Source organism: Microbacterium sp. dk485 (assembly GCF_004570445.1).
GTDB lineage: Bacteria > Actinomycetota > Actinomycetes > Actinomycetales > Microbacteriaceae > Microbacterium > Microbacterium wangchenii.
The window spans coordinates 1,676,964-1,692,690 of sequence record NZ_SPQW01000001.1 but is presented as its reverse complement, the minus strand read 5'-3'; the positions used below and the strand labels follow the sequence as shown (position 1 = coordinate 1,692,690).

The 15,727-nt window shown below is 72.7% G+C and carries 16 protein-coding genes and 1 riboswitch; of the genes, 4 read left to right on the top strand and 12 right to left on the bottom strand.

Going from position 1 to position 15,727, the window contains the following annotated elements; all coding sequences use genetic code 11:
* Positions 1 to 99: 99 nt before the first annotated feature.
* On the bottom strand, positions 100 to 1,110 hold the full coding sequence (locus E4V99_RS07965) for an ABC transporter permease (RefSeq protein ID WP_135116867.1): 1,011 nt from the start codon (positions 1,108 to 1,110) through the stop codon (positions 100 to 102).
* 99 nt (positions 1,111 to 1,209) lie between these two features.
* Between E4V99_RS07965 and E4V99_RS07960 the strand changes: the two genes are divergently transcribed.
* Positions 1,210 to 1,782: a helix-turn-helix domain-containing protein gene (locus E4V99_RS07960; protein WP_209305599.1), complete on the top strand. Its 573-nt coding sequence runs from the start codon at positions 1,210 to 1,212 to the stop codon at positions 1,780 to 1,782.
* Between the two features lie 114 nt (positions 1,783 to 1,896).
* Here the strand turns inward: E4V99_RS07960 and E4V99_RS07955 are convergent, their stop codons facing one another.
* From E4V99_RS07955 to E4V99_RS07940, 4 genes are all read right to left on the bottom strand, one after another.
* On the bottom strand, positions 1,897 to 2,271 hold the full coding sequence (locus E4V99_RS07955; RefSeq protein ID WP_135069799.1) for a VOC family protein: 375 nt from the start codon (positions 2,269 to 2,271) through the stop codon (positions 1,897 to 1,899).
* A gap of 132 nt (positions 2,272 to 2,403) precedes the next feature.
* The gene (locus E4V99_RS07950; protein ID WP_135069802.1) at positions 2,404 to 3,243 is read right to left on the bottom strand and encodes an NAD(P)-dependent oxidoreductase; all 840 of its coding nucleotides are present in this window, start codon (positions 3,241 to 3,243) and stop codon (positions 2,404 to 2,406) included.
* A 56-nt stretch (positions 3,244 to 3,299) separates the two neighbouring features.
* The gene (locus E4V99_RS07945) at positions 3,300 to 4,073 is read right to left on the bottom strand and encodes an enoyl-CoA hydratase-related protein (protein ID WP_135069805.1); all 774 of its coding nucleotides are present in this window, start codon (positions 4,071 to 4,073) and stop codon (positions 3,300 to 3,302) included.
* A 23-nt stretch (positions 4,074 to 4,096) separates the two neighbouring features.
* A complete protein-coding gene (locus E4V99_RS07940) occupies positions 4,097 to 4,861 on the bottom strand; it encodes an SDR family NAD(P)-dependent oxidoreductase (RefSeq protein WP_135069808.1) in 765 nt (254 codons plus the stop codon).
* 123 nt (positions 4,862 to 4,984) lie between these two features.
* Here E4V99_RS07940 and E4V99_RS07935 point away from each other — a divergent pair, with 123 nt between their 5' ends.
* Positions 4,985 to 5,485, top strand: a complete 501-nt coding sequence (locus E4V99_RS07935; protein ID WP_135116866.1) for a GNAT family N-acetyltransferase — start codon at positions 4,985 to 4,987, stop codon at positions 5,483 to 5,485.
* 100 nt (positions 5,486 to 5,585) lie between these two features.
* Here E4V99_RS07935 and E4V99_RS07930 read toward each other — a convergent pair whose 3' ends face one another.
* Positions 5,586 to 6,293: a DUF2652 domain-containing protein gene (locus E4V99_RS07930; protein ID WP_135069815.1), complete on the bottom strand. Its 708-nt coding sequence runs from the start codon at positions 6,291 to 6,293 to the stop codon at positions 5,586 to 5,588.
* On the bottom strand, positions 6,290 to 8,008 hold the full coding sequence (locus tag E4V99_RS07925) for an MFS transporter (protein WP_135116865.1): 1,719 nt from the start codon (positions 8,006 to 8,008) through the stop codon (positions 6,290 to 6,292). The genes E4V99_RS07930 and E4V99_RS07925 overlap by 4 nt, the downstream gene beginning before the upstream one ends.
* Positions 8,009 to 8,072: 64 nt before the next feature.
* Here E4V99_RS07925 and E4V99_RS07920 point away from each other — a divergent pair, with 64 nt between their 5' ends.
* Positions 8,073 to 8,840, top strand: a complete 768-nt coding sequence (locus E4V99_RS07920) for an aminoglycoside 3'-phosphotransferase (RefSeq protein ID WP_135116864.1) — start codon at positions 8,073 to 8,075, stop codon at positions 8,838 to 8,840.
* An 18-nt stretch (positions 8,841 to 8,858) separates the two neighbouring features.
* Here E4V99_RS07920 and E4V99_RS07915 read toward each other — a convergent pair whose 3' ends face one another.
* The 3 genes from E4V99_RS07915 to E4V99_RS07905 form a co-directional block, all read right to left on the bottom strand.
* Complete coding sequence (locus tag E4V99_RS07915) at positions 8,859 to 9,647, bottom strand: energy-coupling factor transporter transmembrane component T (RefSeq protein ID WP_135116863.1); 789 nt, start codon at positions 9,645 to 9,647, stop codon at positions 8,859 to 8,861.
* Positions 9,644 to 11,014, bottom strand: coding sequence for an ABC transporter ATP-binding protein (locus E4V99_RS07910; protein ID WP_135071554.1), 1,371 nt, complete (start codon positions 11,012 to 11,014; stop codon positions 9,644 to 9,646). The genes E4V99_RS07915 and E4V99_RS07910 overlap by 4 nt, the downstream gene beginning before the upstream one ends.
* Positions 11,015 to 11,088: 74 nt before the next feature.
* Entirely contained in the window at positions 11,089 to 11,724 is a 636-nt protein-coding gene (locus tag E4V99_RS07905; protein WP_135116862.1) for an ECF transporter S component, read from the bottom strand.
* Positions 11,716 to 11,825, bottom strand: a riboswitch (TPP riboswitch). Its footprint overlaps the gene before it by 9 nt.
* Positions 11,826 to 11,861: 36 nt before the next feature.
* Here E4V99_RS07905 and E4V99_RS07900 point away from each other — a divergent pair.
* Entirely contained in the window at positions 11,862 to 13,388 is a 1,527-nt protein-coding gene (locus tag E4V99_RS07900; RefSeq protein ID WP_245233137.1) for a D-alanyl-D-alanine carboxypeptidase, read from the top strand.
* Positions 13,389 to 13,395: 7 nt separating this feature from the next.
* On the opposite strand, the gene E4V99_RS07895 is transcribed toward E4V99_RS07900, so the two are convergent.
* Both E4V99_RS07895 and E4V99_RS07890 read right to left on the bottom strand, forming a co-directional pair.
* Entirely contained in the window at positions 13,396 to 14,706 is a 1,311-nt protein-coding gene (locus E4V99_RS07895; protein ID WP_135069832.1) for an SLC13 family permease, read from the bottom strand.
* Positions 14,707 to 14,735: 29 nt separating this feature from the next.
* The gene (locus E4V99_RS07890) at positions 14,736 to 15,653 is read right to left on the bottom strand and encodes a nuclease-related domain-containing protein (protein WP_135116861.1); all 918 of its coding nucleotides are present in this window, start codon (positions 15,651 to 15,653) and stop codon (positions 14,736 to 14,738) included.
* Positions 15,654 to 15,727: the final 74 nt, after the last annotated feature.

Genomic DNA, 15,727 nt, shown 5'->3' with positions numbered 1-15,727 from the left:
GCCCCAGCCCGCCGAAAGTGCATCGTCTCGGCGAGAGTGCACCGGATCCGGTGCGGATTCGCCGAGGTGATGCACTCTCCGGATGTGGGTGGGGTGCGCTCAGCGGGAAGGCGAGAGGAGGTGCGTGCGACGGGCGCCGACGGCGAGCAGGAGGGCGCCGGCCGCGACCCAGGCGGCGAGGGTCAGTCCCGCCGCCAGGCCGCCCGCGCCGCCGAAGTACGCGGCGGAGCGGACGAGCGTACCGGCGGCTCCGGGCGGGAGGATCTGTCCGATCGCGCCGAGCCCCGCCGGCAGCCACGCGGCGCCGGTCGCGATGCCGGCGAGGGGATTGCCGACGAACATCATGATCATCGCGCCGATCGTGAAGCCCTTGCCTCCGAACACTTCCTGCAGGCCAGCCAGCGGGAGCGCGAGGCCGGCGACCCCGAGGGCCATGGCCGCGGCGACCGGCCAAAACGCCGTCGTGATGCTGCCGAAGAGGAACATGAGGACGGCGGCCACCACGATGCCGCCCACGGCCGCGAAGGCGAGGATGCCGCCGACGGCCCAGCCGAGGCTGCGCGAGAACACCTTGCGGAAGGCCACCGCCGGCACGATCCCCCCGAACACGAGGGGGAAAGCGAGGCCGCCGATGCCGACCCCCGTCGGATCGGACTCGGGAAGGGGCACGACGTCCTCGATCTCCGCGCTCGTCCCGGCCTTCTCCGCCAGGCTCTGAGCCGTGCCGGAGATGGTCGCCGAGATCGCCGTGGACCCCGCGCCGACCACCAGCGCGTGGACCCCGCCCTCGTCCACGAGGATGCCACCGACCACGTCGCGATCGAGCACCGCGTCGCGCAGGGCGGCCTCCGATGCGAATGCCCGCGTCGTATAAGCGCCGGGGGCCCCCGCATCCAGGCCCTCCTCCACCTGCGTGACGGCGGACGACGGACCGGCGAGACCGATCGGGAGGTTGTGGGCGCCGCTCTTGAGCGACGGCATGATGAACAGCATCAGCAGCGCCACGAGGATGACGCCGAGCCCGGCGGTGAGACCGACCAGGAGAACGGGCTTGGACGGGGTGCGGCGCACCGTTGCGGGAGCGGCGTCGAGGGGGGTGAGGGCGGCCATGGGATCCAGACGGGATAAGTGGAGGTTAAGCCTCCGATTATACGGAGGCTCATCCTCCGATTTCGCTGGGAGTCGCGCCGCGGAGGGTTCCCCGACACGATGGATGCGGAGGTGGAGATGCGCTCGGATGCCGCGAAGCGACGCGCGACGATCCTGCACGAGGCCCGGCGACTGTTCGCCGAGCACGGCGGGTCGGTCGCGCTGGAGGCGATCGCGGAAGCCAGCGGCGTGGGGATCGCCACGCTGTACCGCAACTTCGCCACGCGCGCCGAACTCGCCGACGCGGTGGCCCTGGACATCCTGGCCGACATCCGCGCCGCCGCCGGCGCCGGCCTGGCCGTGGTCGATGACGCAGCGACGGCGGCGTGGGACGACTTCCTCACGCGCCTGGTCGGGCTCGAACTCGGCGCGCTCGCCGACGCCCTCGCCCTGCGCGCACCGGCGGAGCTGACCGCCGCCGTCCGCCAGGCGCAGGACGATGCGCTCGGCGAGGTCGCCGCCCTGCTGGCAGCCGCCCGCGCGAGGGGGATCGTCCGGGCCGAACTGGACCCCGTCGAACTCGTGCTGGCGATCGGCGTGATCACGCGGCCGCAGCCTGCCGCCCTCCAGGCCCGCGCCCCACACCTCACCGCGCGCCTGGCCGCGATCTTCGCCGCAGGCCTGCGCGCGTAGCCTGGCGCCGCTGCATCCGGTGGTGCGCCGGCCCCGCCGAAAGTGCATCGACCCGGCGAGAGTGCACCGGATCCGGTGCGGATTCGCCGAGGTGATGCACTCTCGCGGAGGAGGTCAGGCGGATGCGAGGGCGCCGAGGTTCACCAGGGTGCCGTCGGGGTCGCGCATTTGCGCCACCCGCTCGCCCCACGGCATGTCCGTCGGCTCCTGGACGGTGACCGCGCCGGCATCGACCATCCGCGCGAAGGCCGCGTCGACGTCGTCCACGTAGAACCACAGCGCCGCACGATCGCCGGTGGCGTCGGTGGCCGCTGCGTCGCGGCCGATCGCGAGGGTGGCGGCCCCGATCGTGAGCGACACGTACGCGTCGGCGCCGTTGTCATCCGTGAAGCGGTAGCCGACGACGGCATCCATCGCCGCCTCGTAGAACGCCACGAGCCGCGGCAGGTCGCCCGTCAGCAGGATCGGGAACAGCGACTGCACCGCCATGCGCGCCACAGTACCCCCGCCCTCCCGCCCCCGAAAGTGCATCGACCCGGCGAGAGTGCACGGGATTGGGTGCGGATTCGCCGAGGTGATGCACTCTCGGGATGCGGCGGGGGCGGCGGATGCGGCGGGGGCTCAGTCGAGGAAGATGTCGGGGAACAGGGCGCTGTCGGGGGTGCCGGGCACGGCGGCGTAGCGGGCGAAGTCGGTGACACCGGCCTCGGTCAGCACGTCCTCGACGATGAGCGACTGCCCGGTGCGCTCGCGCGAAAGCGTCGTGAGCACCTCGTACGCGGCGTCCGCGTAGATCTCCGGCGTGCGGCTGGCCGCCATGATCCGCTCGCCGCCGAGGATGTTCTGCACCGCGGCGGTCGCGATCGTCGTGCGCGGCCACAGGGTGTTCGCGGCGATGCCGCGGTCGGCGAACTCCTCCGCCATCCCGAGGGTGACCATCGTCATCCCGAACTTCGCGAGGCTGTAGCCGGTGTGGGCCCCCAGCCACTTCGGGGTGGTGTTCAGCGGCGGCGACAGCGACAGGATGTGCGGGTTGGCAGCGTCGGAGAGCATCGGGATCGCCGCCCGGGAGAGCAGGAACGTGCCGCGCACGTTGACGTCCTGCATCAGGTCGTACTTCTTCGTCGCCAGCTCCAGCGAGCCGGACAGGTCGATGACGCTGGCGTTGTTCACGACGATGTCGATGCCGCCGAACTCCCCCTGCGTCTTCAGCACCGCCTCGGTGATGTCGTCCTCGTTGCGCACGTCGCCGACGATGGGCAGCGCCTTACCGCCGGCCTCCTCGATCGCAGCGGCGGAGGTGTGCACGGTGCCCTCCAGGCGCGGATGCGGCGCATCCGTCTTGGCCAGCAGTGCGATGTTCGCGCCGTCCCGGGCCGCCCGCAGGGCGATCGCCAGCCCGATGCCCCGGCTGCCGCCCGACATCAGGATGGTCTTCCCGGCCAGGGTGTTCTCGCTCATGCGATCTCCTTCGCGTGTGACGTGGGGGTGTGCGTGCGCCGACGGCCGGGCGATCTTCAGGCGCGGGGCTTCGAGGATGCGGCGGCGAACGCGGCCACGCGCGCCTTCGCGTCGGCGGTGTCGAAGGCGGCGCCGATCGTGCGGGCCTCGTCGTCGAGGTTCTCGGCGAACGTGCGCTGCGCGCCGGTGCGGACCAGCCGCGCCGCCTGCCCGAAGGCGGCCGTGGCGTTGTCGAGCCAGAAGCGGGCGACCTCCTCCGACCGCGCGGCGACGGACGCGACGGGCACGACCTCGGCGACCAGGCCCCACTCCAGCGCCTCGGCGGCCGACAGCGAGCGGTCCTGCAGCAGCAGCTGCAGCGCCCGGCGCTGCCCGATCGCCGCCGGCAGCAGCGTCGAGACACCCAGGTCGGGGGTGAGCCCGATGTTGGCGTACTTGCTGACGAAGCGGGCCGACTCCGAGGCGACGATGTAGTCGGCGGTGAGCATGAGGCCGAGACCGCCACCGGCGACGGCACCCTGCACGGCGGCCACGACCGGCACGGGAGCTTCGACGAACGTGCGGATGCCCTCATGGATGACGTGCGCCGTCGCGGTCAGGTCGGCGCCGGCGGCACCGGAGGTCGCCATCGCCACGACATCGCCGCCCGCGCAGAAGGCCGGGCCCGCGGCATCCAGGATCACCGCGCCCACACCCGGGGCCGTAGCCGCGCGGGCGGCGTCGCGCCACCGCTCGGCCATCTCGAAGTCCATCGCGTTGAGAGACCCCGGACGGTTCAGCGTCACGCGGGCCAGCCCGCCCTCGATCGAGACCAGGATGCTGTCGCTCATCGTCGTTCCTTCGGTGGGGGCGGTCATCGCGGCGCCATGCGGATCGCGCCGTCGAGGCGGATCGTCTCGCCGTTGAGGTAGCCGTTGTCGACGATCGCGAGCACGAGGCGCGCATACTCGTCGGCTTCGCCCAGGCGCGCGGGGTGCGGCACCTGCTGCCCGAGGGAGTCCTGCGCCGCCTGAGGCAGGTTGCGCAGCATCGGCGTCTCCATGATCCCGGGCGCGATCGTGACGACGCGGATCCCATAGCGGGCGAGCTCCCGGGCGATCGGGAGGGTCATGGCGTGCACGCCGCCCTTGCTCGCCGAGTACGCGGGCTGGCCGATCTGCCCGTCGAAGGCGGCGACGCTCGCGGTGTTGACGATGACGCCGCGGTCACCGCCCTCGTGCACCGGCTCGGTGCGCGACATGACGGCGGAGGCCTGGGCGATGACGTTGTACGTGCCGACGAGGTTGACGCGCACGATCCGCTCGAACGTCTCCAGGGGCGTCGGCACGCCGTCGCGGTCGAGCACCTTTCCCGGCGGCGCGATCCCGGCGCAGTTGACCACGACGCGCAGCGGTCCGGTCTCGGCGGCGACGGCGACCGCCGCCGCCATCTGGTCGGGATCGGTGACGTCGGCCGGAGCGAAACGCCCGCCCAGGTCGGCGGCCACCTCCTCGCCCGGTGAGGAGGGCAGATCGACGATCGTGACGATCGCTCCGGATGCGGCCAGCCGTCGTGCAGTCGCACGCCCCAGGCCGCTCGCGCCGCCGGTGACGAGTGCGCTCGATCCCGCGATGTCCATTCGTGCCTTCCGTTTCGTCGTCGATCAGGAACCGGGTCCCACCCTAGCCGGGACTGAGGATCGACCCTGCGGCGGGCTCGGGGCCTCTCACCCACCCTGCCGTGCCCGGGGCAGGATGGGAAGGTGACGCTGCGCATCGAAGAGGTTCCCGTGGACGATCCCCGGGCGGTGAGCCTGCGGTCGCTTCTGGACGCAGAGCTGCAGAGCCGCTACGGTCCCCTCGTCGCCGGCGAGCCGGCCGAGATCACGGCGGCCCGCGATGCGGCCCTGGCCGTGCATCCCGGCGATGTCGTGGCGACCCTCCTCGCCCTCGATGACAGCGACGGCGGCGACGGCGGCGAGGCTCTCGGCCACGTGATGCTCCGGCGTCTCCGCGAGGAGTGGGAGCTCAAGCGGCTCATCGTGCCGCCGGAGGGACGCCGCCGCGGCATCGGACGCGCCCTCACCGATGCCGTGCTGCAGCGGGCGCGGGCCGGCGGCGCACGCCGGGTCATCCTGCAGACCGGCGCGCCGCAGCCGGAGTCGGTGCGGCTGTACGCCGCCGCCGGCTTCACCCCGATCCCCGTGTACGAGCCGTACGTCGCCACGATGTCGGAGTCGCTGTGCTTCGAGCGCATGCTCTGAGTCGCCCGCAGCATCCGACGTCAGGAGATATGCCCAAATCAGGCCGATTCGCCGCCGAAACCGCCTGATTCCGGCGTTTCTCCTGAATTCGGGTGCGCCCTCAGCGATCCCGCCGTGGCCGCTTCCTGCCGGTCATGTAGGGCAACCCCCTCCCCACGGCGGAGAAGGTGCTGGCAAGGCGCGCACCCAGCCCGAGCGCACGCGGTGGCGGGGGTGCCGCATCCAGAGAGCCGACATCGACGAAATGCGCGCCGATGCTGCCGATTCCCTCCAGCTCGGCGGCGATCTCCTGCCGAGTCTCCCCGAGCGCCGTCTCATCCGTGCGGAAGAGCTCATCCGTGAGGAGCACGTACTCGGGGATCGTCACATCGTTCTTCAGCAAGCGGTGGACGAGGATGACGTCGATGCCGACGAGCTTGGTCCGGCCCCGGATGCTCTGCGTGGCGACATCGCCCACGTGGGCGACGAACTTCAGCGTGAGGTCGCGCGCCTGCCGGCATCCCCCGCACGGGCACAGGTTGGCCACGACATAGGCGCGTTCGTCATGGAAGGCCCGATGCATCGCCACCGCGACAGCCAGCAGATTCGAGAGAGTGCCGTCCGGCTCTGCGGGACTCGTGCGACGAGCCAGGAACGCGGCGTCGCCCTCGATCTCGATGAGATCGAAGTCGGGCGCCGCGCGGATCATGCTCTCGAGCATGCGCGCGGTATTGACCTCGGCGTGCGCCAGGGTCATCCGATGCGCGCCCATGTAGTCGGTGTATCCGCCGATATCGGCGATCAGCAACGCCGTGCGTGCAGTGGTCACGAGTTTCGCTCCTCGGATTCGGGTGGGGACGGCTCTTCGACGACGGGGGCCTCGGGCGGTCCGACAGGGGTGAACCGGGCCAATCGTCCGTCGACGTCCTCGGTTGCCGCTGCCGCGCTGGGACCGTAACCGAGCACGATCCCGCCGAAGCGTTCCGATGTCAGGGACGACAGACGCACCGGCTCGCGGGCGACGACGGTGGCCGTGCGTCGGGTTCGGCGCAGAAGCGCGATCTCACCGAAGCCGTCGCCTCGACGCAGTGTCGCCACCACCCGCCCGTCTCCCACGACGTCCACGGAGCCCGCCCGGATCACGTAGTACCGATCGCCGATGTCGCCCTGCAGGAACACCGTCGCACCTTCGGGCAGGTCGACCGGCTCCATCGCGCGGGCGATCTGCTCGATCGCGGGCAGCGGAAGCGGGCGGAGCATCGGCACCTGCTGGAGCAGCTCCACGTCCTCGTCGAGGTCGCCCACCGAACGGTCGAGGGAACGCAGCCGCCGCCACGCGAGGACGGCGAGCACAGGGCAGAGGGCACCGATCGCCAGGAGCGCCCCTTGCAGACCCAGCCACGCGATCAGCGCGGAGGCGAGGATGGAGCCCACCCCGATCGACACGGCGACGAGGCTTTCCAGGACTCCGAAGACCCGGGCCATCACATCGTCGGGAGTGAGGCGCCCGATCAGGGTGAATCCGGCGAGGTCGATCAGCGCGTTGCCGACGCCCACGAGAGCGAGCAGCACAAGCGCGGCGGCCTCCCCGGGGAACAGGCCGATGAGGGCGAGCGGCAGTCCCCATAGAGCCACACCCACCGCGAACCAGCCACCCAGCCGAGCGGTGCCCACCAGCAGGGATGCGGCGGGGGACCCCGCGACCGCGCCGACTCCGACCGCGGCCATGAGCGTCCCGGCGCCGGACTCTCCGATGCCGAGCAGCTCGATCGCCACGACGACCGAGAACACCGTCAGGGCTCCCCGCGTGAGCGACTGCGCCGCGGCCAGACCCAGGATGAGACGCAGACCGCCGTTGCGCAGCACCGCACGCAGTCCCTCGGCCGCCTCGGTGAGCAGGTTCCGCCGCGGAGCGGCGGGTCGCGGAGCAGTCTCGTACCGCACGCGCGAGAGCAGAAGCGCCGCCCACAACGAGGCCGCGGCGGCCACGGCGAAGACGGCCGACACGTCGGCGAAGGCGAGGAGGAGGGCGGCGAGGAGGGGTCCGATCAGCGTCGCCACGGAGTCGAGCAGGCCGCGGACCACGTTGGCACTGGCGAGCTCGTGGCCGGTGCGACTCAGGGCGGGAAGGAGGGCGGAATGCGCGGGCCGGAACAGCGTGGCGGCGATGGTCGAGACGACGGCGAGGACATAGACGACGACCACCGGTCCGGAGAGGGCGACAACGGCCGCCGCGCCCCCTGTCGCCGCGCCGCGCAGCAGCGAGACGATCACGAGCACCCGCTCACGCCTGCCGCGGTCGGCGAACGGCGACAGGAGGGGCGCGAGCACCGCTGACGGCAGCATCCGCAGGAGGCCGACGAGTCCGACGGCCAGCGCGCCCCCATCCACGTACGCCACGATGCCGAGGCCCACCGTGAAGGCCCATTCCGCTGTCCACGCGCCGAGGAACCCCAACTGCGCGCGCCGCAGATTCCGATTGCGCCAATTGCTCGAAAAAGCCTCCGCGGCGTCGCGGAGGTTGTCGCGGGTCCCCACGCCCATGTGCGGACCCTAGAGCCTTGCTGCGGTCGAGACCAGGGGTACGGCGACACGGGATGATGGAGCGATGAACCCGGACGCACGGGAGACGTGGCAGCAGGCCTTCGCCCCGCCCACCACTACGCCGGTGCCCGCACATGTGCGCGACCTCGCCGAGGGCGCGGCGCTGGACCCGGTGTGGGAGAACGAGATCGGCGGATTGACGTTCCGCGCGAGTGGGGTCGAGGGCGTCCGGTACATCAAGTACGGCCCCCTCAACGCCGAGACGTCGATGGCGGCGGAGGCCGAACGGATGAAGTGGGCATCGGCCTACACGCCGGTGCCGAGGGTGCTCGCCGTGGGTGCCGACGACGCGCACGAGTGGCTCGTCACCTCGGGCCTTCCCGGCCTCTCGGCCGTCGACCCGCGGTGGACGGCCGAGCCGGCGACGGCGGTGCGGGCGATCGGGCGGGGGCTGCGGGCGCTGCACGAGGCTCTTCCCGTCGACGAATGCCCGTTCGACTGGACCGTTCCCACCCGCGTGGCGAACGCGGCCGGGCGCGGCATCATCCTCCCGGCGGCGCTGCGCGAACCTCCGCCGATCGACCGGCTCGTGGTGTGCCACGGCGATGCGTGCGCACCGAACACGCTCGTCGGAGACGACGGCGCGTGGAGCGGGCACGTCGACCTGGGCGCCCTCGGGGTCGCCGACCGGTGGGCCGACATCGCCGTGGCCGCCATGAGCACGGAGTGGAATTACGGTCCCGGCTGGCACGACGCCCTGGTGGAGGCCTATGGCATCAGCCCGGATCGCGAGCGCCTCGCGTACTACCAGGCCCTGTGGAACGCCACGTGAGGCCGAGGCCTGCCCGGGTCAGGACGGGCCGAGGATGAAGTTCCACGCACCCGTGAGCACGGCCGCGAGCACCGCGACGGCCGAGATCGCGGCTCCGACGGCGACGAGCGCGATGTCACCGGGGCCGAAGTGCGATTCCCGCGCCCATGTGCGCCGACCGGGTGCGCCGAAGCCGCGCGCCTCCATCGCCGTGGCGAGCTTCGAGCCGCGCCGGATGGAGAGGACCAGGAGTGCGAAGGCCATGCCCGCGAACCGGCGGATGCGGCCCCGGTCGGCGACGCCGCGCGCCCGCCGCGCGAGCTCGAGGGCGCGCCAGTCGTCCAGGAACAGCCCGACCATCCGCAGGCCCGCGAGCGCGCCGAGCACGAACCGGGCCGGCAGCCGCAGGATCTGCGCGAGCCCGTCGGCCAGATCGGCGGGGTCGACGGTGACGAACAGCACGACGGAGGGCAGCGCGATCGCCAGCACGCGCAGCAGGGTCGCGAGCGCGAGTTCGAGGGAGCCGTCGCTCACGCGCAGCAGGAGCCATTCGACGTAGACCCGGCCGGACGCCTCGCCGTAGAGCGCGATCGTGACGGCCGTGAGGGGCGCGGCCACCCACACCGGCCACGTGCGCAGCCAGAACTCGCGCCATCGCAGCCCCGCGAACGGCAGGAGCAGGCATTCCAGCGCCAGCGCGACACCCGCTGACACGGCATCCAGCGTCAAGATCAACGGCAGGGCGATGAGCGCGCTGGCGGCGAGCTTGGACAGCGGATTGAGCCGCGCGACCGCGCCCGTGCGCGCGGTGGCGTCCAGGAGGGTCACCGCAGCGCTCCGGCCAGGGCGAACCGACGGGCATGCAGTGCCGTCACGACGTCTTCGTCGTGGGTGACGGTGACCAGTGCCACGCCGTCGTCGCGCACCTCGGCCAGGAGGGCGACGAGCTCTGCCCATGTGCGGGCGTCCTGCCCGAAGGTGGGTTCATCCAGCACGAGCACGCTCGGGCGAGTGGCGAGCGCCGCAGCGACGGTGAGCCGCCGCTTCTCGCCGCCCGACAGCGTGTACGGGTTCGCCGCCGCGAGGGCGGACAGGCGCAGCCGCTCGAGGAGCTCGTCGATGCGGCGTGCGTCGACGGTGCCGAGCGCGGCGGGTCCGACCTCCAGTTCGTCCCGGACGGTGCGGGTGAGCAGCTGGTGCTCGGGGTCTTGGAACACCGTGCCGATCCGCGTCAGGAGCTGCCGCGACGTCCAGCGGATGGGCGACGCGCCGGCACCGTCGGCGAGGGCGGCGGATGCGGCCAGCTCGCCCGACGCGGACGGCAGGAGCCCTGCCAGGGTGAGCCCGAGAGTGGACTTGCCGGCGCCGTTGGGCCCGGTGATGGCCAGCGCCGCTCCCGCCTCCACCGCCAGATCGATCCCGCTCGCGACCGGTTGCCTGCGCACCCGTTCGACACTCAGATCGCGCGCGGTCAGCAGGGCGGGCCCGGGCGCAGCCTTCGGCGGCGCGGGGTGGGCCGGCGGGATGCCGGGGACCCACACGCCCGCTTGGGCCAGCGACTCGCCCTCGTCGGCGAGCACGCGCTCGGGCGATCCGTCGGCGATCACGCCGCCGTCGCCGAGGACGATCACGCGGTCCACGATCGGCAGCCACACGTCCACGCGATGCTCCACGACGACGAGCGTCGCCGGGTGGGCCGCGAGGCTCCGGTCGACGGCGGCGCGCACTTCGGCCACACCGGCGGGGTCGAGGTTCGCGGTCGGCTCGTCCAGCAGGAGCAGGCCTGGCCGCATCGCGATGGCTCCGGCCAGCGCCAGCCGCTGCTTCTGCCCGCCGGAGAGCGCCTTGGTCGGGCGCTGCAGCGGAACGTCCAGGCCCACCGCATCCAGCGCCGCCGTCACGCGCGGCCAGATCTCGTCGCGCGGGACTCCGAGGTTCTCGCATCCGAACGCGACGTCGTCGCCGACGCGGGCGAGGATCACCTGCGAATCCGGATCCTGCAGCACCAGTCCCGCGCGTCCGCGCAGACGCACCGCCGGAACGCCGTCCAGCAGCAGCTCGCCACGGGATTCGCCCTCCTCCTCGCCGCCGAGCACGCCGGCCAGCCCCGCGAGCAGCGTGGACTTGCCCGAGCCGGAGATGCCGAGGAGCAGCACACGCTCCCCCGGCGCGATGCGCAGCGAGACCTCGCGCAGCGCCCACGCCCGACGCGAGGCGTGCCGCCAGCCCCAACCGCGGGCGACGACCTCTGCCGGCCGCTCCACCGGGCTCAGACGCGCACGCGGGCGGATCGGCCCGCGGCGAAGCGGTCCAGCGCGCCGGTGGCGGCCAGCCCCCGGGCCAGCAGCCACGCGAGGCCGGCGGCGAGCACGGCACCGGAAACGGCCGTACTGACGAGGTAGACGACGGTGAACGCGGTGTCGGCGCCGGCGTACCACAACACGAGGTTGTTGATCCCGCCCGCGAGGGCTGCGCCGACGCCGGCGAGCACCGCGACGCCGAGGTTCCAGCGGCGGTAGAAGAACAGCAGGAACACCAGTTCGGCGCCGAGTCCCTGGACCAGGCCCGCCTCGATCGTGAGGAAGCCGCCCCACTGGTTGCCCATCAGCGCGGACACGACCGCGGCGAGGGTCTCGGTGTAGATCGCCGCGCCGGGTTTGCGGATGATGAGTGCCCCGAGCACACCGGCGAGCAGCCAGGGCCCGTCGAGAAGGCCCTGCACGCCGGGCAGGAGCGGTTCGAGCAGCGCTTTGGGGCCGAGGTACCCGATGTTCCAGAGCAGGAAGATGAGGCCCGACGCGACGCCGAGGACGCTCGCCACGACGATGTCGATGACGCGCCAGCGGAAGCGGTGCGTCCCGGTGGCGGTTCCGGTGGGCGCGGATGTGGACGTGGAAATGTTCATTTCGCTCCTCCCTGCGCTGGCATGACCCAGATCAGGTTCGACGGTCGAAGCGTGGATCGCTTCCTCTCAGCCCGGCTCACCGGACTCCCGTGGTTGTCGCGCCCGAGTATAGCGCCGAGGGAGGCTAAATTAGCCGGGTGACCACGGACGCGCCTCCCCCGACCCGGCGGGCGCTGCGGCGTGGCGACGGGGACGCCGACGGCGCCGCCCCGGACGCCGACGGCGCGGCCCCGGACGCGGCCGCCGACGCAGACGTGGCCCCGGAGGAGGACGCGGATCCGGGCGTGCTCGTGCTGCAGCAGCCGGCCGACCCGCCGGTCGCGGCGGAGACCTCCGGGCCGGTGGCGCTGGGCTGGGTGGACGAGGAGCGCATCACCCTGCCGGCCCCGGTGACCGGGCCGGCGGAGAGCGCACCGGATTCCGCACCGGACCTGCTCGCCGGCGTCCGCCGGCGCTCACCCTGGCGCCCGGGCGTTCTCGTCCCCACCGCATTCCTGGTCCTGGTCACGATGGCGTACGCCGCGATCACGCTGCTGTGGCCGCTGCACGCGATCCCGCCCCGCATCGAAGCCGTCGCGGTGCAGACGGCCCCCGCCCCCGCCGCAGCCCCCGCCTGGCCCGGGCAGGGCAGCGCGGCGATCTCGGTGGCCGGTATCGACGGGGCGCAGGCCTCCAGCGGGGACGCGGTATCCATCGCCAGCATCACGAAGGTCGTCACGGCGCTGCTGGTGCTGGATCGGATGCCGCTGGCGGTGGGTGAGAGCGGCCCCGAGTACCGGTTCTCCGCGGCCGACCGTGCGCGGTACTGGCAGTACCGCGCGAACGGCGAGTCGGCGCTGGATGTGCCCGTGGGCGGCAGCCTCACGCAGTACCAGATGCTCGAGGGGATGCTCATCGGCTCGGCCAACAACTACGCCGACCGCCTCGCGGCCGATCTCTGGCCCTCGGACGAGGTGTTCGGCGCGGCCGCCCGCTCGTGGCTGGCCACGCAGGGCATCCCCGGCATCACGATCGTCGACCCCACCGGCATCGAGGCGGGGAACACCGCCAGCCCGGAGGCGCTGCTGACCCTGGCCGCCCGGGCGATGCGCCACCCCGTGATCTCCGAGATCGTGCGGAAGCAGTCCGTCGAACTGCCGGGGGCGGGAAGCGTGACCAACTCCAACCCGCTTCTCCTGGACCCCGGGATGGTCGGCATCAAGACCGGCACGCTGGATTCCTACAACCTCCTCTCGGCCAAGGACGTCGTCCTGGGCGAGACGACAGTGCGCCTGTACGCCGCCGTGCTGGGGCAGCCCGACACCACGGCGCGCGACGACGCGACGCGTGCGCTGTTCACGCAGGTGGAGGACGAGCTGCGACTGCGTCCGTCGGTGACGGCCGGCACGGTCGCCGGCCGGGTGATGACCCGCTGGGGCGAATCCTCGGATGTGGTCACCGCATCGGATGCCTCGGTGATCCTGTGGAACGGCATCGCCGCCACGGCCGCGTCCGAGTTCGACCTCGGCGACCGGGAGAGCGAGGGCGACGCCGTGGGCACGCTGTCGGTGGCGGGGCCGCTGGACAGCACGACGGTCGAGCTGCAGCTGGCCTCGGATCTGGAGGGACCGACCGCCTGGTGGCGGCTGACCCATCCGCTGGACCTGCTGGGCCTGAACGGCTGACGCGGCCTCAGAAGGGCCAGATGAGGGGCACGTAGAGCACCGCGAAGGCCACGAACACCACAGCCAGGGGCAGCCCGAGCCGCCAGTAGTCGCCGAATCGGTAGCCGCCCGGCTCCAGCACCATGAGGTTCGCGGGCGTGGCGACGGGGGTCAGGAACGCGGCGGCCCCGGCCACCGCCAGGCCCACGATGAACGGCAGGGCGCTGACCTCCAGCGTCGCGGCGATGGAGACGGCCACCGGCGCGACCACCAGCACGGTCGCCACGTTGGAGATGAACTGTCCCAGGACGACCGTGACCAGGCACACCACCAGCAGCGCCAGGTGGGGCGAGGCGGTCCCCACCAGCCCCAGCACGAGGTCGGCGAGCGCGTCGGCGGCGCCGCTGTCCAGGACGGCGTTGGACAACGGGATCATGCCCGCGATGAGGATGATCGTCGTCCACGAGATGCTGTGGTAGGCCTCATCGGCGGGCAGCACGCGCGTGAGCAAGATGGCCGCGGCGGCGAGCAGGCCGGCCACCGCCGGCGGAACGAGCCCCGTGGCCAGCAGCACGACCATGACACCCGCGATGATCAGCGTGCGCCGTGCGCCGCGTCCGAGGCCGCCGGCGGCGCGGGGCACGCGGGTGGCACCCGTGCGCACGGTCTCCGGGACCAGCGCGAGGTTCTCCTCCTCACGCTCGGTGAGCGGGACGTGCGGTCCCGGGCCGTGGGCGGGGAGGGCGCGGGGAGCCCACACGAGCATGACCAGTGCGCTGACGATCAGGAGCGGCCCGCCCACGAGGGCGAACTCGACGAAGCCGATCGGACGCCCGACCGCCTCCTCGGCGAGTTCGGAGGCCACGACGTTCACGGGTGTGCCGGTGAGGGTGAGCAGCGATCCGGCCGATCCTGCGAAGGCCAGCGGGATCATCAGCTGCGACACCGGGATGCCCGACCGCCGCGCGACGACGGCGGCCACCGGCACGAGCGCGGCCACCGCCCCGTTGATGCTGATCAGCGAGGTCAGCAGGGCGGCGACCCCGATGATCCAGATCGTCACCGGCCCCCGCCGGCTGCCGGCCCGCGCCACGATGAAGCCCCCCGCCCAGCGCGTCACGCCCGTGGCATCCAGTGCCCCCGCCACCACGAACAGGCTCGCGATGAACAGCACCGTGGGGTCCCCGAAGCCTGCGAGCACCTCCGGGAGGGTGAGCACCCCGGTGGCCCACAGTGCCAGCGCGACGCCGATGGCGATGACCTCCAGCGGGATGCGTCCCGACAAAAAGGCCAGGATCGCCGCGGCGAGGATCAGGAGCGTCGCGAGAAGGGGATCCACGCCCCCACGCTAACCCGCACGGGCGGAATTCAGACGTGCCGTACGCGCTGCTGCAGCCGGGTGCGGATGTCGAACAGCTCCGTCCCGCCGATCTCGCGGGCGCCGGCGACCCCCTGCCGCAGCACCGTGGACAGCGCACTGCGGGCGGCGACGGCCACCGGGGTGCCGCGGACCTTCCCGAGCTGGGTGATCGCGTCGAGGGTGTCGCCGTCGGGCAGGACGACGATGGCGCCGCTGAAGCGCACGCCGGCCGACCGTGCGATAACGCGCAGCCTGCTGACCAGGCCGGTGACCGGGGCTCCGACGACGTGGGGCCCGACGATCTCGCCGCGGCGGAAGCCCACGGGGCCTCCGAAGTCCTCCGAGAGCACGGCGTACAGGCCGCTGGGCCCGAGCACGACGTGGTCGATCTTGTCGTCGGGAACGCCGTCGCGGGATGCGGCGACGTCATGCCACACGGTGTACCCCATCCCCAGGTCGGCCACGACGCGGGCCGTGGCCTCTTCGGCGAGCGCATCGGCGAGGAGGCGCCGCAGGTCGTGCGGGGCGGAGCGGACGAGCTGCGGATCGTACGGGTCAGCGAGGTCCACGCCGCGTCCGACCCACTCGCGGATCAGCGTCAGGTACCGCTCGCGGCGCCAGCCGCCGGGCTGGCCGTAGGAGCGGGCCCGCGGGCGGGTGTCGGGCCGCGGGGACGCGGGCGCCTGCGGCCCGGCCCACTCCGCGCTCGAGGATCCCCGGCCGCGGTCGTACGCCGCGCGGGCCTCGGGGGTGCCGATCAGCTCCCACGCCCGCTGCACCTGGATGAACACGGCCGCGTCGCCCCCCGCGTCGGGGTGGCTCTGCCGGAGGCGGAGACGGTACGCGCGGCGGAGCGCCTCGTCGTCGGCCTCGGCTCCCACGCCGAGCACCTCGTACGCCGACGCGGATACGGGACTGTCGAACACGTCTGTCAGGCTAATCCGCAGCGGATGTGGGTCGGCTGTCCGTTCGCTCTGGGCGCGCCCACTGCGTGCGCCGG

Excerpts from the sequence above, each read along its gene's own strand:
- E4V99_RS07965 (WP_135116867.1), bottom strand. The coding sequence starts at position 1,110 with ATGGCCGCCCTCACCCCCCTCGACGCCGCTCCCGCAACGGTGCGCCGC.
- E4V99_RS07960 (WP_209305599.1), top strand. The coding sequence starts at position 1,210 with ATGGATGCGGAGGTGGAGATGCGCTCGGATGCCGCGAAGCGACGCGCG.
- E4V99_RS07955 (WP_135069799.1), bottom strand. The coding sequence starts at position 2,271 with ATGGCGGTGCAGTCGCTGTTCCCGATCCTGCTGACGGGCGACCTGCCG.
- E4V99_RS07950 (WP_135069802.1), bottom strand. The coding sequence starts at position 3,243 with ATGAGCGAGAACACCCTGGCCGGGAAGACCATCCTGATGTCGGGCGGC.
- E4V99_RS07945 (WP_135069805.1), bottom strand. The coding sequence starts at position 4,073 with ATGAGCGACAGCATCCTGGTCTCGATCGAGGGCGGGCTGGCCCGCGTG.
- E4V99_RS07940 (WP_135069808.1), bottom strand. The coding sequence starts at position 4,861 with ATGGACATCGCGGGATCGAGCGCACTCGTCACCGGCGGCGCGAGCGGC.
- E4V99_RS07925 (WP_135116865.1), bottom strand. The coding sequence starts at position 8,008 with ATGGGCGTGGGGACCCGCGACAACCTCCGCGACGCCGCGGAGGCTTTT.
- E4V99_RS07920 (WP_135116864.1), top strand. The coding sequence starts at position 8,073 with ATGAACCCGGACGCACGGGAGACGTGGCAGCAGGCCTTCGCCCCGCCC.
- E4V99_RS07905 (WP_135116862.1), bottom strand. The coding sequence starts at position 11,724 with ATGAACATTTCCACGTCCACATCCGCGCCCACCGGAACCGCCACCGGG.